The 15,859-nt window shown below is 45.8% G+C and carries 11 protein-coding genes; 2 read left to right on the forward strand and 9 right to left on the reverse strand.

All coding sequences use genetic code 11. The features are described 5' to 3' along the window. The 8 genes from QUA38_RS07525 to QUA38_RS07560 all read right to left on the reverse strand — a co-directional run. Positions 1-1,397 (reverse strand): ABC transporter substrate-binding protein (locus QUA38_RS07525; RefSeq protein WP_445305035.1); only part of this gene is annotated, 1,397 nt, incomplete at its 3' end. Positions 1,398-1,607: 210 nt separating this feature from the next. Continuing rightward, on the reverse strand, positions 1,608-6,446 hold the full coding sequence (locus QUA38_RS07530) for a PAS domain S-box protein (RefSeq protein ID WP_333160545.1): 4,839 nt from the start codon (positions 6,444-6,446) through the stop codon (positions 1,608-1,610). A gap of 505 nt (positions 6,447-6,951) precedes the next feature. Then, entirely contained in the window at positions 6,952-8,427 is a 1,476-nt protein-coding gene (locus tag QUA38_RS07535; RefSeq protein ID WP_333097570.1) for an adenylate/guanylate cyclase domain-containing protein, read from the reverse strand. A gap of 70 nt (positions 8,428-8,497) precedes the next feature. Further along, positions 8,498-8,842, reverse strand: a complete 345-nt coding sequence (locus QUA38_RS07540) for a slr1659 superfamily regulator (protein WP_333097577.1) — start codon at positions 8,840-8,842, stop codon at positions 8,498-8,500. 46 nt (positions 8,843-8,888) lie between these two features. Next, entirely contained in the window at positions 8,889-9,467 is a 579-nt protein-coding gene (locus tag QUA38_RS07545) for a DUF6272 family protein (protein ID WP_333160547.1), read from the reverse strand. A gap of 77 nt (positions 9,468-9,544) precedes the next feature. Continuing rightward, positions 9,545-9,958, reverse strand: coding sequence for a PP2C family protein-serine/threonine phosphatase (locus QUA38_RS07550; protein ID WP_333160549.1), 414 nt, complete (start codon positions 9,956-9,958; stop codon positions 9,545-9,547). Between the two features lie 46 nt (positions 9,959-10,004). Next, positions 10,005-10,433, reverse strand: a complete 429-nt coding sequence (locus tag QUA38_RS07555) for a SpoIIE family protein phosphatase (protein ID WP_333160551.1) — start codon at positions 10,431-10,433, stop codon at positions 10,005-10,007. 493 nt (positions 10,434-10,926) lie between these two features. Next, on the reverse strand, positions 10,927-11,343 hold the full coding sequence (locus tag QUA38_RS07560) for a hypothetical protein (protein WP_333160553.1): 417 nt from the start codon (positions 11,341-11,343) through the stop codon (positions 10,927-10,929). Between the two features lie 701 nt (positions 11,344-12,044). Here QUA38_RS07560 and QUA38_RS07565 point away from each other — a divergent pair. Beyond that, positions 12,045-12,629 (forward strand): hypothetical protein, encoded by a 585-nt coding sequence (locus tag QUA38_RS07565; RefSeq protein ID WP_333160555.1) that lies wholly within the window; start codon positions 12,045-12,047, stop codon positions 12,627-12,629. Positions 12,630-12,751: 122 nt separating this feature from the next. On the opposite strand, the gene mnmA is transcribed toward QUA38_RS07565, so the two are convergent. Beyond that, a complete protein-coding gene (gene mnmA / locus QUA38_RS07570; RefSeq protein WP_333160557.1) occupies positions 12,752-13,840 on the reverse strand; it encodes a tRNA 2-thiouridine(34) synthase MnmA in 1,089 nt (362 codons plus the stop codon). Positions 13,841-13,963: 123 nt separating this feature from the next. Here mnmA and QUA38_RS07575 point away from each other — a divergent pair, with 123 nt between their 5' ends. Then, the gene (locus QUA38_RS07575) at positions 13,964-15,616 is read left to right on the forward strand and encodes an NAD(P)H-hydrate dehydratase (protein ID WP_333160559.1); all 1,653 of its coding nucleotides are present in this window, start codon (positions 13,964-13,966) and stop codon (positions 15,614-15,616) included. The last annotated feature ends 243 nt before the right edge of the window (positions 15,617-15,859 follow it).

The raw sequence follows: 15,859 nt of genomic DNA on the forward strand, positions 1-15,859 counted from the left end.
CGATCGCTATAATAAAACGAACCCTGACCTTGACTTTGACCCTTGGAGCAGCCCTCAGCCTCGGAACCTGTCGCACAATCTAAAAACGGGTGGATGTAATTGTCAGCGTCAAAAAAGTCGGCGGACCAATCCACTAAAACCGCAGGATAAATTCCCTTCTCTATGTTTTGAAACAAAGTCGGAGATTCCACGCTGTTAATTTCTACCTTCATTATCCCGTCCATTTTGAGTTTAGCTTGCGCCTCCATCATGCTCACCACTAAAGCTCGTTTTGTGGAAGATGAAGCATACCAAATTGGCAGAACGAAAGGATTGGTGGCAGAGTATCCCGCTTTCGTTAAAAGTTCCTTAGCCTTTGTCGTGTTGGCATCACCGTAGAGTTCTTTAAAAACAGGTTTTTGAACGTCGAAGTTTGTGGGAATCAGACTGTAAAGCGGTTGTGCTTGTCTCCGCAGTACGCGCTCGTTAATCACCGGGCGATCCATCACTGCTGCGATAGCCTGTCTGACTTCTAACTTGTCCAGCGGTTTAGACTTGGTATTCAGCGTTATGTAATTAACCGTACTGCTTTCCCCCGCGATTTCCTGCCATTTCCCTTTTTTTGCTCCCTCGTCCAAGCTTTGAACTTGGTCTGCATCCAGAGACAAATAAGCCACATCAACGGCACCAGTCTGAAAAGTATTGAACAAATTTGAGGAACTAGAAAGCAGCAAAATGTCAATTCCTTGATTAACCGGCTTTTCCCCCCAATACTTTTCAAACACGTCAAACTTGACAGAATCGCTGCCGTACTTTGCCAGCTTGTAACGTCCAGTTCCCACAAACGTATCGGGTTTAAATTTACCCTGTCCAATCTCGTATGCTTTCGGAGAAACAGCACACATACCGGAAAATGTTAACAGGGAAGGAAAAGCAGAAAAAGGCTTTTTGAGTTGAAAAGTTAATTCGTATTCACCCGTGGCTTTTATTGATTCTACTGCATCGCTCAACAACATAGCCGGACTGCCACCATTTTTGATAAACCGCTGCAAGGAAAATTCCATTGCTGCGGCGTTAAAAGGTGTGTCATCGTGAAAAATAACGCCTTGACGCAAGGGGATTGTATATGTCAATCCGTCTTGGCTAACTTTTGGCATCGCTGTCGCTAAGTGGGGGATTAACTCTGTAGTTCCCGACTTGTAAGTGTAGAGAGTGTCGCCCAAATTTCGCAGCAATTGTCCTGATAAGGTTTCGTAACCGTCCGCAGGGTCGATCGTCCGCAATTTTAAGGTTGTGCCAATAGTAATGCGGTTATTAGCATTTTCGCCGCCGCTCGCATTCACCGATCGACGTGATCCCTGTCCGCAACTCGCAGTTAACAAGCAGCACATAAAGAACAGGGCTATCGCTTTAATCACTGAAGGTTTTATATGTATTCTAGGCTGATGCTTGTTAATTCCCATCGTCTTTTTTTGACACTCCAAATTACTGATTATATTATCAGGACTTACGCGCTTTTAAACTAGAAACCGGATTTATTGATAGATTCTCCTGTAATACAAATATCGCTGCCTAACCAGAGCAACTTAAAAGCTTGGTGATGTTCTATCTGCTTGAGATCCTTTGGCTCAATCTCGATCGCTAGCGGGGTCATGAGTGTTATTGCTAAGAAGTGCGGCGATCGTCTTAATTAATTTATCCGGTTCGATCGGCTTTGCCAGATGTCGGTGAAATCCAGCTTGCAAAGCTTGCTTTTGATTAAACTCCCCCGCATAGGCAGTCAGAGCGATGGCGGGAATCAGCCCACCCCGTTCTGGCGGCAGAGCTCGCACTTGCCGCAACAGCATATAGCCATCCATCCCCGGCATACCAATGTCGCTCAACAGGACATCTGGCTGGAAATTAGTCAACGCTGTGAGGACTTCTTGAGGGACAGCAACAGTCAGAACCTCTGCACCTGCATCTTCTAGCAAAAAGGAAATCAACTCTCGCATATCCGGCTCATCATCTACCACAAGTATCCGCATCCCGGATAACGGTTCATCCGCAGTAGATCGTTCCGAAAGTCTTGCCAGAGAGTTTTCTTGTCCCTTTACCTTCCCTGATAGGGGCAGTCTGACGGTAAAGGTAGCTCCTAACCCTTCACCGAGGCTATCTGCCCCAACGGTGCCACCGTGGAGTTCCACTAGATGCCGCACGATCGCCAGCCCCAATCCCAAGCCACCAAACTTACGGGTTGTAGCGCCATCTTTTTGCCGGAAGTAATCAAACACGTAGGGTAAAAACTCCCGTGCGATGCCAATCCCTGTATCCGCCACCGTAATTTGAGCGTGATTGCCAACACGAGTCAAATTCACTTCAACGCGCCCTCCGGCTGAGGTGAATTTGACTGCATTGGAAACAAGATTCCACACAACTTGCTGCAAACGGCCCGAATCCCCCAAAATTTGTCCAATCTGAGGATCTAACACAGTCCGAATATCAATGGATTTGGCAACAGCAGCCAAATTGACAGTTTCGATCGCCGATTCCACAGTTAAAGCTAAATCGACTGGACGAATATTAAGACTGAGCTTGCCTTGGAGAATTTTCGAGACATCAAGCAAATCTTCAATCAATTCAGTTTGCAGCTTGGCATTGCGTTCGATCGTCGCTAACGCCTGTGCAGTTTTGGCCGCATCCAGCTTGCCAGTTTGCAGCAGCTTTGTCCACCCCAGGATCGGATTGAGGGGCGATCGCAATTCATGGGACAGTACCGCTAAAAACTCATCCTTGATCCGATTTGCCTGTCTTAGCTGTTCCGCTTGCTGCTGGAGTGAATCGTTCAGGTTTGCCCGTTCCAGGGCGATCGCGATCTGGTCACAGGTAGATCCCAGCAGCTCGATTTCTGCAGGCGTGAAGTGCGTCCGAGTCAGACTGGCAAATGAGAGCGTTCCTAATAACTGCCCTTGAGCAATTAACGGTTGACCCACGTAAGCCGTCATGCCCAGTTCAGAGACGGCTTTACCATTCGGATGAGTGGAAAGTTCGGCTTGATTCAAGACAAGTTGCTGCTGCGTTTGGGCAACCAGTCCACAGAGATATTCCCCTAATTCGATCCATGCGATCGCCTGTGCCCTTTCTTCAGAGATGCCATCATAGTTTTTCAAATGCAGCATCGGGTGGTTGTCTTTTTCTTCCACCATGAAGTTGTAGTAAGAGTGCAGATCGAGTAGCACTGCAAGTTTGCGGAATAGCGTGTCCATCAAAGCCAGAGGCTGTTCTGTCTGCATCAGATCGCGGGTAGTTTCATACAGCAATTGCAGTCGCTCACTTGCTTGCCGTTGTGCGGTCTTATCCTGCATGATTTTGACAAATCCCTGCGGACAATCCGCTTCATTAAGCAGGGGCATCATCAATCCACTGGCCCAAAAGTGATTCCCATCCTTGCGGACGTGCCAGCGTTCGTCTTCTGCCCGTCCTTGCAGTAGAGCCGTTTGCCTCTCGTACTCGGGTTGTCCTTGTTCGTTATCTTCGGGTGTGAAGATCATCCGACTCGGACAACCAATTGCTTCTGTCTCGGTATAGCCCAACAGCCTTTCTGCCCCTGAGTTCCAACTGGCAATGATGCCGTTAAGGTCGAGGGTGAAGATGGCATAATCTTTGGCGCTTTCAAAGATCAGACGGAGGCGGGATTCACTCTGGCGCAGGGCTTCCTCAGCTTGCTTGTGGTCTTCAATATCAACACAAGAGCCTATGTACCCCAAGAACTCACCTTCCAATCCGTAGCGAGGAACAGCTTCATCCATAACCCAACGGTATATGCCATCAAAGCGTTTCAAGCGATATTCCATCTTGAACGGTTGACGGGCATCAAAGGCCGTCACATAGGTGTCTAAACACCGATCGAGGTCGTCGGGGTGGACTCCTTCTGCCCAACCATTGCCCGTTTCTTGCTCGATCGTCCGTCCGGTAAAGTTTAGCCACGGGAGGTTGAAGTAATTACAGAGTTTATCGGTGCCCGACATCCAAATCATCACAGGGGCGGCATCTGCCATCAGCCGGAACCGTGCCTCACTCTCCCGTAGTGTGGCTTCGGCTTGTTTGCGATCGGTGATATCGTTGACCAGTGCTACAAACCCTTCAACTTTTCCCTGGCTATTGAAGCGGGGAACATAGGTCGCATTAATATAACGGGTTCGACCATCTTTGTAGGAAATTTGGCTTTCAAAGGTCACTTCCTCTCCTGCCAAGACTTGCTCAACATAAGGAAGAATCCCTTCATAGGCAGTTTCGCCTAAAACCTCTTGAAGGTGCTTGCCATAGATTTGCGCTGCCGGATGTCCCAACCATTCTTCATATGCTCGATTGTTGAAGCGATAGCACTGGTCTGAGTCTACAAAGGAAATCAAGGCAGGCACGGCATTGGTGACTAAACGAAGTTCTGCTTCTCGTTGTTGCAATACTTCCTCTGCCAGTTTTTGATCGGTGACATTTCGGAAATAAATCGTAATCCCGTTTGCCGCAGGGTAAGTGCGAACGTCATACCAACGATCGTGATCCGGATAAAACGCCGTGACTGAAAAAGCCACGCGCTCGTTTGCCACGCGCCGATGAACCCGCTCAAACTCGCTGCCATTGAGTCCTGGGAATTCTTCCCAAAAATTCTTCCCAATCAGATCGCCCGGAGTGCGGTCTAGCAGAATTTCCGCTGACCGATTCACGTAAGTAAAACGCCAATTCTCATCAAGAGAAAAGAATCCATCATCAATGCTCTCTAGAATGTTGCGACTCTGCTCTTCGCTTTGACGCAACGCTTCTTCGGCTTGTTTGCGCTCGCTGATGTCGATTAATAGGCCGCGCGTCGAAGTTATGACGCCCTCAGCGTTGTAGGCGCAATCGCCCTTTGCCAAAATCCAACGAACGGTGCCATCTGCCCACAGCGTCCGATACTCAATTTCAGTATGCGGTTGATTCGCTTTGATCTCAGTGAGGACGCTGTGAACGAATGGGCGATCGTCCTGATGCACGGCTTCTAAAAACACCTGCATCGACATTTCCGTATTGACGGGTAAACCAAACATCGCTTTGGCTATGTCCGTAAAACTCAGGGTGTCAGTTTCTATATCCCAATACCACAAACCCAAATTGCCGCCTTCGGAAGCCAGTCGGAACTGTTCTTCGCTCTCGCGCAACGCCTGGAACGATCGATCGCGCTCGAAGGCGATGCTGGCAACTTGGGTGCCGAACTCGGCGAGTTTATATTCCCAATCCGTAGGTTTCCGCGCCTCGCTAAAGCAAAGCATCAGCCACCCCAGAGCTAGATTGTCCTGCCTGAGCAGGGGCTGAGAATGACACCCTAGAATGCCATTAGCCACGGATAAATTTCGCCATGGTTGCGAGCAGCGATCGTCGTTGGCAATGTCGGCGCAGGTCATCGACTGACCGCTATACACTGCTTCGCCACACGTTCCAATGCACAAATCGTTAATCGGAGCATCTTGGAGTCCTTCACCAAAAGACGGTGGAAAGTCTGGAGTAATGGATCTCTTAAACGTCAGCCCCTGAGCATCTGCTAGCAGGAAGCAGGCGCGGGTACCCGGATTCAGCCTGGATACTGAGCCACACACGGCTGCCAGACAGTGGTCTAGTGGCTGTCCGAATGCGATCGACTCCAGCAGCCGTTTCTGCTCGATTAGGAGAAGTTCCGCCTGTTTGCGATCGGTAATGTCAGCAAGCAAAACGGTAAGTCCACGGGGCGAAGGGTAAATTCGGTAGTCATGCCAACCCTTCCAAGGTGAGTAGAGATAATCAAACTGGAGCGGCGTTTGTTCACGTATTGCCCGATGAAATTGCACGTAAGCATCGGTGTCAACTGCCGCCGGAAATAGCTCCCAAACGTTCTGACCCAGAAGCGCTGACCGCGGCATTCCAACCATTTCACAGTAGCGATCGTTGACATAGGTGTAGCGCCAATCGCGATCGAGGATGTAAAACCCATCGTTGATGGTAGAAAGTACCGTTTCTAACTGTTCTTTTGCAGCAGTCGCCGCAGTTTGTGCTACTTGGCCCCGAAGCTGGGCCTTTTGTTCTAGCGACCTTGCCTCCTGTAAAGTTTGCAAAGCTGCTTTCGCATTTTTTAGAGCAGTGCGCCACGATAGATTGAGTGAAGCGCTCAATCCTGCGGCGATCGAAAACATACCCAGCCGAACAATTGTCTCTACATTAAATATCTGTAAGGAATAGAACGGCTCAATAAAAAAATAGTTGATTGCCAGCGTCGATAAAATTGTTGCCAGAAGCCCAGCCCCGAAACTGCCATACCAGGAACTCACCATCACCGCGATGAAAAACAGGGGCGTCGTGGTTGGGTACAGCCACGGTAAAAGCGATCGGGTTAGCGCCAGTGCTAGAGCCACGGAGAGGGTCGCCACACCATAGGGAAGTAGTCTAACTCTGAAAATGCTGTTGATTCCCTCTAAACTCACCCTTTGTACTCCTTATCAGAAAAATATCTTCCTCGCAGCGCTTGACTGCATTCGCGAAGCGTTGCATCTGGCAAATTACCTAACTCATCCAGCAATATCTAACTTTGCTTGAGTGCCAAGCGAGAAGGCGTAGGGTATCCATTTTCCCAACGATGAATCGGAGAAAGCTCATGCCTAATTCATCCGCCAACTTTTTTTGAGACAGGTTCAGCGGTGGCCACCGTTCTCGTACGAAATTATCCTTCGCTGGTTTTTGAGCCCTAAGCCGTTCTATTTTGAGAACCCCCAGAAGTAACAGGTATAAAGCTGTTTATATTTTACACCTTTGGCAGATTCCAGAGGTCAGTCGTCACTCTCAAGATATATAGCAATCCTTACAGGAGTCGTATTTTTTTTATCCCACCCCAACCCTCCTCGAACCCGCTCTGAGAAAGTAAGAAATTTACAAGTGATGCGAGGATGGCTATATGGAGTCAATCTAAAATCTCAAATAGACTAACTTGCTTTAAATTCCTTTGAGGAGCGATCGCCAATCCCGACAGCGTTTCAGGTAAATACGAGCTACATGATCGCTGGGATTTGTTCGCAAACACTCTTCAAATAATTTTCCTGCTTCTCGGAATTCCTTGCGATCGCACAGTAACATAGCTTCATTATATACAGACAAATTTTCTAGCTTTGCCGACAAAATTTCCGCCGGATCTGCATCAAATACCTCATAAACTACTACATATTGAGATTTTCCTTTTACCTGTACTTTATCCACAATCCTAATAGCATAATCTGTTGGATTTCGCAACCGTTCCAACGTCTGCTGAGAAATTAACAGAGGTACGCCATAATCTTTTGTCAATCCTTCAATGCGAGATGCTAAATTAACAGCATCGCTAATCACAGTGCTGTCCATTCGGCTTTTACCCCCAACTGTCCCCAGCATCAAAGAACCCGAATTGATGCCAATTCCAATTTTAACTGGGACGTAGCCGACACCTTGACGGTATTCGTTGTAATTTCTAAGGATATTTAGCATTGCAACACCCGCTTTTACTGCATCATCGGCAAAGTCGCTAAACAAAGCCATAATTGCATCGCCGATGTATTTGTCAATAAACCCGTTATTGCTAGTAATGGCAGGCTCCATCCGCGAAAGATAAGCATTAATAAATTTAAAATTTTCTTGGGGAGTCATAGTTTCTGAAAGCGTCGTAAAATCGCGAATATCCGAAAATAGCACTGACATTTCCTGCTGCACTTGGTCGCCTAAATGGACATCTATAATACTTTCATATCCCAACAAATTTAGAAATTGGTGAGGCACAAATCTACCGTAGGCATCAGTTAACTCTGATTCGGCATCCAGGGATTTTTCTAAATTTTGGTTGAGGTCAAATAGTTTCTTAATAAATAAATGGCGATCGGCTTCAGCTTCTTTGCGTTCCGTGACATCTTGAAAAACTGCGATCGCAAAAGCAACTTTGCCACCCTCGTCAAAAATTGGCGTCCCCCAAATCTCAAGGGGAACTTTCTTGTGGGGTTGATGAATTTCTAGATCCTCCGCCGTCGCGTTTTCTCCCCTCAAAGCTCGGACGATCGGCAAATTCTCGAAAGGGTAAATATTTTCAGTTCCCGCAATATAAATTTGATAACTTTCTGACAAATCCTCAACTGAATTTAAGGGCAAAACTCCTTGACCGAGTAATTGCTGTCCCGCGTGATTGACGTAGTAAGGTTGGCCTTGATAATCCAGCACGAGCACACCTATGGGGATCGCTTCGAGAAATTGAGCCAGCTTGATTTCGCCTTCGCGCACGGCCTCAAATGCGCGAGATCGTAACTCAGTTTCAACGGTATCGGAATGTTGAGCAGTAGTTTCCAACAAGATTTCCAGATCCGCTTTTTCCTCCTTCAAGTCTTCCACTTGCTGGCGCAATCTCTCTATCTCTAAAAGTAGCTGTTCTCTAGATGGTTGTTCTTCCAGCATAACTCGAGAATTTGCGCCTCGACTAACAAAAAATTTCTCAACAGCTCGCACCCTAAACGTAATCGTTTTTCTATAGAAAATCCAATTGCAAACCAGGCATCAGGCGTTGGAAATTCCTCAAAGATTTACCGTGCCAACCTATGCTTTGAGAGCCTTGTACCGCCATTTGCACCCTGGCTGTTTTGCGTACCTGGATAATAAACTTAGATAGCATATTGATGCCAGAACTGTTCAAAAATTCTAACTGCTGCAAATTGAGGGTAATTTTCGTCGGTTCCACGTCGGCAACCTTCATCAGCAACTGCGCTATCGGTGCGTACTCGGCAGGCCCGCTCAGCCTTAGAGATCCAATAATACTCACGGTTGCCGTTGCTGGATCGTAACAGATTTGGTAATCTTCTGTATTAATTTCCATAGTCACAAAAAAAAGTCCCTTAGATATTATCGATCGCCAGCGTTGGTTATACTGTTAATTGCACCATAGTTGTCACTGCAATTACTTCCGGGTCTTTTTGCATGGTCTGGAATTTCCAGCCAAGTTTGGCGTTATAATCGGTGAGCATCGTCAACAAACCCAATCCGGAATTGGTGCAGCTTTCGTCAGCAGCATTTTTTTCCAGCTGCTGAATGTAAAGTTCGCTGGGTTCCGAGGTCAGCAACTGTTGAATGTAAGCCTGAAACTTGTCCACAGCTTGCGGAGAGATACTGTTAGCAACTGAGAAAATCACTCCGTCGGTCTCTAATTGCAGTTTAATGTAGATTGGGTACTCCGAAGTTTCATTATTAAATTTCATGGCATTTTCCAATAACTCGTTTGCAATGTAGCTAACAGCGCTTTTTATTTCAGCTTGTTTTTCAATTGTGGAGGGTTCATTTTGTTTGCCAGGGAAAAAAGTCGTCAGGTAGTCAGCCAAAAAATCCGCCGACAAACCATTGTTCCGCCACCGCTGCTTGAGAGGAACCGAACTCGGAGAAAATCCAATTATTAAGTATTCTTGGCTAGCGGGCTGCTCGATGAAATTACCTAAAATCTGAATCATATCGATTTGAGAGCTAAAGTTTGAGATGAGGGAGATCACTAAATATATTTTAAACTTTAGAAGGAATATCCAAGTAGTTATTTTTGTTGGAGTACCAGCAACGGGATGTCGTCAAAAACTTTTTGTTTACCTATGTGCGATGATCGCACGTCCTTAATTACAGCGTACCTAATTTCGGTAGCCGAACGCTGCCAATAACTTTGTATTAACCTATCTAAACCATAAAGCAGTTGATCCATACTTTGAGCTTCCGTAATCCCGTCAGTGTACAGCACAACCACATCTCCTGAATGCAAGTGCACAATTTTCTCAGCAACAAATTCAGCAATATCTGCATCAAGCCCGATCGGGAAACCCAAATCGATTTTATCAAAGCGATCGACAGAACCGTTACACCGCACGACAATCATTTCTTCGTGCTGGGCAGTTAACTTCAGCATTCCTTGCTGATAGTCTAGCAAAGCAGGGCTGGCCTGTTTATCGGATTTCACTCGCTTCACATTATCGTAAATTACACGATTAATAGCCCTTAAAATCTCACCGATCCTGTTCATTGTAGGCGAGCAAAGTTCGGACAGCCGTTTGAACCATAATCATTAAAATGCCGCTCTCCAATCCGTGTCCCATCACATCCCCAATGCCGATTTTTACTCTACCTTTGTGCTGGAGTAAGTCGTAATAGTCGCCGCCTACTTCCTCAGCAGCTTCCATAAATCCCGCAATATCTAAGCCGATAACTTCCTTGAGTTCTCGCTTTTTCGGTAGCAGCATCTGCTGAATTTTGCCAGTAACGTCTAGTTCGGCGCTCATTCGCATATTTTCAGCTTTTAGGCGATCGTTGAGAACAGTAATTTTTTGATTTGCCGCAACTAAGGCATCGGCAATTTTGTTGAACGCACCCACAGCTTGCCGCAGTTCATCTCTGTTATCCAAAATAATTTTCTGGTCTAAATTGTCAGTTGCCATTTTTTTAAAGTTTCGTAAATAACAAATTCAGTTTGCATAACTGCCCTGTGAAAAGACACAAATAGATAAATAACTAGAGCTAATATTGTTAACAATAAAATTAAAAGCAATTGTTTGCTATTAACAATATCAGCAAGCCGATGCTGAAGAAAACCTAACTTATTTACAGTTTTTTCCCTAATTTTAAAATTTGCATTTAAATCCAATTTTCTGCCAATGATGTATGCGTAATATTTTAGTGATACAGCTTGATATATTGTTTAATATAGTTGCTTATTTAGCTGCTTAACCAGAGAGTTAAATTTTATTAAATCCTGTGTTAATGCCGAGCGCAGATTCCCCTGATGATCGTTGCTAAATGCACCTTCTATATTAAGTTAATTACCAAAGCATCATTGATTTCTCTCGATCGGCTGGAAAGAGTAATCACTTACGCTCTTTCTTCTGGTATGGCCTCGTAATTCAGCCTAATTTTTTGAGAAACAAGCCTACTTTATGAGAAAAATTTTTCCATTTCTGGAAGCTGACGCCAAGTAGTAGTTGTTAAATAATATGTATCCAAATCTGGGTCGGAAATCAGATTAGAAGTATCGCCGACGCGAGCGCTCAGTCTATCAATATCTGTAGCTAAACATTGATAGACAAAAGCGTAAGTTCCTAAACTCCACTGGCTACGACGTTTAAAGTTTTGCCAATTTTGATGAATTTTATAAAAATTTTCACTGGACCTTAATATGTTTCCGACCTGGCTATCTGTATTTGCTAAGGCTTGAAAGTTTTTGTCTACTTTGGCTTCTAAATCTTTGGGGGATTTTGAAGTGCTTAAATTAGGATGTAAACTCTGATAATTTAACTGTTTAAGTTTCGGGTATGTATTCCCTAAAATGGCGCAGTGGTCGCAGGTATTCATTACCGTAGATTTCTTTTTTAGTAAAATCAACCCTGCTGTTAATTTCGGCAATCAACAGGTACATAACCAAGGTTAAAGGTATAGCAAATAGAAAACCGATCACGAGATTTTTTTGAGGATAACTCAGCCGATTCATTAAAGGGATTGCCAGGGATTTCCTGTTCATAATGGATAGATGTCAACAAAATTGTACTCAGAAAGTAGCCTTTGCTACTAAATTAGTTGCGAGGACGGTGACTCTAGAAAACCACAATGCTAATACAATTAATCAGCGATAGCGGGTTTTATTTCTAATGCGTTTTCGTCCTGTTGCAACAAATATTGCCACATCCCTGTGATATCATTGGCTCAGCTCGCCTCCCACAGTCTAAAACACGTTTAGCAGTTGTGGAACGAAGAATAGTAATTTGTACTGAGATTGGGGGGTAGGATTAGAGGCTTTTAAGAATATTTACTTAAGCATAAATTTTTCTTAATACCCTGAGACAAAAAGTAAAAATTAAGTAATAACTGGGTAGTGCAAGTTTCCTGAAGCACAACAGCCGGCAGCGAGTAGGAAATACTTGTGCCATACCAGCAACTAGCAGTCAAGTCGGTTCTGCACAAAGGAACCAATAGCACCAGCAAGAGTGTCTAAATAAGTATCTGCAGTTGAGTGTTCAGGAGCGATCGCGAATTGTGTAAAGTGAGGCAGAGGGCGTATGATGAAAAGAATCTCCATAAATAAATTTCAACAGAATAAAAACCGAGACCAAAAGCAGCCCAATCCTGTAATCTTGGCTTTGGTGCTGACAGGGATTCTAGTATGGGAAATGTATCCGGCGCTAAGACACACCGCAGAAGCTAAGGCGGGCGCTCTCAAATCTTCCATTGCCGAGTTGGAAAAGCAACCGCAGCAAACCGCGCAGCAATTTTCCTCAGCCGCGATACCCCAAAAAATCAGCTATTCGCTATTGGCACTCAATACTCTAATTTCCGAACCGGGCAATTTGGCCGAGACTACGCGCCAAAATCCCCCGAACAAATTGCCCGCAACCGTGGAAGCAGCAGTTCGCCAAGAGTTGTCGGACTCCACTGGCATTGCTACTGACAAGTTAAAAGTAACTGAATCCAGCGGACAAAGTTGGCCGAATACTTGTTTAGGACTCGCGACAGCGGATGAAATTTGCGGTCAAATGATTGTCGAAGGTTGGCGTGTTGTGGTTTCTGATGGTAGGCAAACTTGGGTTTACCGTACTAATGCTAGGGGAAATATCTTGCGTTTGGAAAAAAAGTTAGCTCGGTAAATTTGAGCCGGTGAAATCAAAAATAAACTTCCTTTTGGAACAGGCAAGATGCCTGTTCCAAAAAGAGTGAGTTTTGTTGTGGGTGGTTTCTTGTGGGGTGGGCTTCTAGCCCGCCCCTTACTTTAATTTGGGAGTTGGTTTCTTTCGATGATGCCCCCGCCCAACAGCACGTCTTGGTCATACCAAACAGCGGCTTGTCCGGGGGTAATGCTCAACTGCGGTTCATCAAAAATTAACTTAACTCTTGTACAGGAGGGGTTTTCTTCTCCCGCAGTTTCCAGGGGAATTACAGTCGCGGGTACGGGGTGCGATCGATATCGAATTTGTACCTGAGCCCGAATCGGAGCCGTCGGTGCAGCTACAGAAACCCAATTCACTTTCTGGACTGTACATTCAGATTCTACTGCCAACTGTCGATCGCCCACAATTACACGATTGCCAACAGCATCAAGTTCAATTACATACAGCGGTTCCGGTGCAGCAATCCCGAGTCCCTTCCGCTGGCCGATTGTGTAGTGGTGAACGCCGTCGTGCTGTCCGAGCACCCGCCCTGACTTGTCCACAATGTCACCCTTTTGCGGCGCAATGTACTTATCCAGAAAAGCCCGCATAGAACCGTTACTTTCCACCAAGCATAAATCCTGACTTTCCGGCTTATCAGCAGTTGTCAAGCCAAATTCCGTCGCAATTCTGCGAGTTTCTGTCTTAGCAATTTCCCCCAAAGGAAATTCCGTACCCGCCAACAAATCCTGTGTTAGATCGTACAAGAAATAAGACTGATCTTTTGCAGGGTCGATCGCCCGCCGCAACTGATAGCGACCCGTAGCAGGATCGTAAGTAATCCGAGCGTAGTGGCCTGTAGCGATTTTTTCAATTCCGAGTTCTTCGCGAGCATACTTAAGCATTGGCCCGAACTTCACAGTTTTATTGCACTGCGAACAAGGCAGAGGTGTAACTCCTGCACTGTAACCCTCCACCAAATAATCGATAATACTTGCCTGAAAGACCTCGCGGCTGTCAACAATGTGGTGGGGAACGCCCAAATCTTCGCAAATTTTAGCTGCATCGACCATTCCCTCAGAGCAGCACTGACCTTTGCCCTTCATCAACCACAGCGTTAAACCCACCACTTCATATCCCTGATGGTGTAAAATTGCGGCTGCTGCGGAACTATCGACCCCGCCGGAGAGGCCTACAACAATCTTGTTCATGGTTGGGGAGAAATTGCTATTTTACTGTTACTTTGTTCGATCGAGCTAATTCATTGTAGCACTAAAATACTACAAACTGCCACTGCTGCTGTTAGCTGAAAGTTTACCACCACTGTAATCGAAATGACTATTCAAAAATTTGTTGTTACCGCCGACCAAATGCGGCAGATAGAAACGAGAATCTTTGCTGCTGGAATGCCAGTCGCAGCTTTAATGGAAAAAGTCGCGGGACTGATTGCTATACGCATTCAGCAGCTTTTGAAGGTGGAAGGAAGTGGGGCAACTAGCAGTGGACGGGATTTAACGGATAGAAGGAAAAGGGAAGAAGGGAAAAATCTTGTTAATTCTCAATTGCCAATTATCGGCGTATTGGTTGGGCCTGGACACAACGGCGGCGATGCTTTGGTTGTTGCCCGCGAATTGCACTTTCAAGGGTTCCAAGTATTTATTTACTGCCCGTTTTCTAAACTCAAAGAACTCACAAAAAATCACGCTGATTATGCCCGTTGTTTAAATATTCAATTTGTTGACAAAATTGAACCGCTGAAAAACTGCGATTTGCTCGTAGATGGTTTATTTGGGTTGGGATTAGAACGAGAAATTAATAACGCCACTGCGGCAGCTATTGATGAAATAAATAATTTAAATATACCCATTTTAAGTATAGACATTCCATCGGGAATTCATACAGATACCGGAGAAGTTTTGGGGACTGCAATTCGGGCAAAACATACATTATGTTTGGGTTTGTGGAAACTGGCATTTCTGCAAGACAAAGCGTTAGAATATATCGGCAGTTCCGAATTAATTGATTTTAATATTCCCGCACCAGATATTGCAGCAGTATTGGGCGAAATGCCAGCAATACAACGCATTACAACAGCCTCGGCAACTCAGCATTTGCCGTTACCCCGATCGCCAATTTCGCACAAATACACCAACGGTCACTTGCTAATTATTGCAGGTTCCCGCCGCTACAGCGGAGCAGCAATTTTGGCAGCATTGGGAGCAAGAGCAAGCGGCATCGGAATGCTGTCAATTGCGGTTCCTGAGTCAATTAAATCGATGTTAAGCAGTCAGTTGCCAGAGGCATTAGTTATAGGATGTCCCGAAACCCAAAGCGGTGCAATTAGCGAGTTGCCAGTAGCAATTGATTTGAGTTCTTATGATGCGATCGCCGCAGGGCCAGGTCTGACATTGGAAGCGGCAATCGCTGTAGAATCTGTACTGGAGAGCGATCGACCTCTGGTGTTAGATGCTGACGGTTTAAATATCCTCGCTCAACTCGGCACAGTCCCCATTTTGTCCGAACGCTCAGCACTGACAATTATCACGCCTCACCCGGGGGAATTCAAGCGTTTATTTCCCGAATTAGCCGACGAAACCGGCGACGATCGAATTGCGGCAACTCAAGCCGCAGCTCAGCTTTGTGGTGCAACGGTATTGCTCAAAGGAGCCAGAGTTTGCATAAGTTGGAACGATGAGGGCGATTCCCTAGGGGATAGCTACGCTTCACGTACCATCACCTACCTCAATCCCGAAAGCACCCCAGCCCTAGCCAGAGGCGGCAGCGGCGACGTTCTTACAGGCTTGTTAGGGGGACTATTAGCAACTGCGATCGCCCGCAAATCCCCCCCCCAATCAGTTGCTGCAACAGCAGCTTGGTGGCACGCTCAAGCCGGAATCATGGCTACAAAAGAACGGACGGAATTAGGAGTAGATGCCTTTACTTTGACACAGTATTTAATTCCCACATTGCGAGATTTTGCTGAGTAAACAATCAAGAGTAGTTGGTAGGGTGGGTACCCCGCATCTTTGTATTTTGTAGGGTGTGTACCGCGCACCTTACCCCTTGGTTTGTAGTGACAACGAAAGTTCTCATCAAAATATTACAACTTGCATTCCTTACGACAAACCAACGGGTAACTCAAACCCGTGACACTCACATGAGTGACACTCCAAAAAGTGACTGTGCACTCACAAAGCCCACCAGTTATACCTGAAATATCAAAGACCAAA

Source organism: Microcoleus sp. Pol12B4 (assembly GCF_036701385.1).
GTDB lineage: Bacteria > Cyanobacteriota > Cyanobacteriia > Cyanobacteriales > Microcoleaceae > Microcoleus.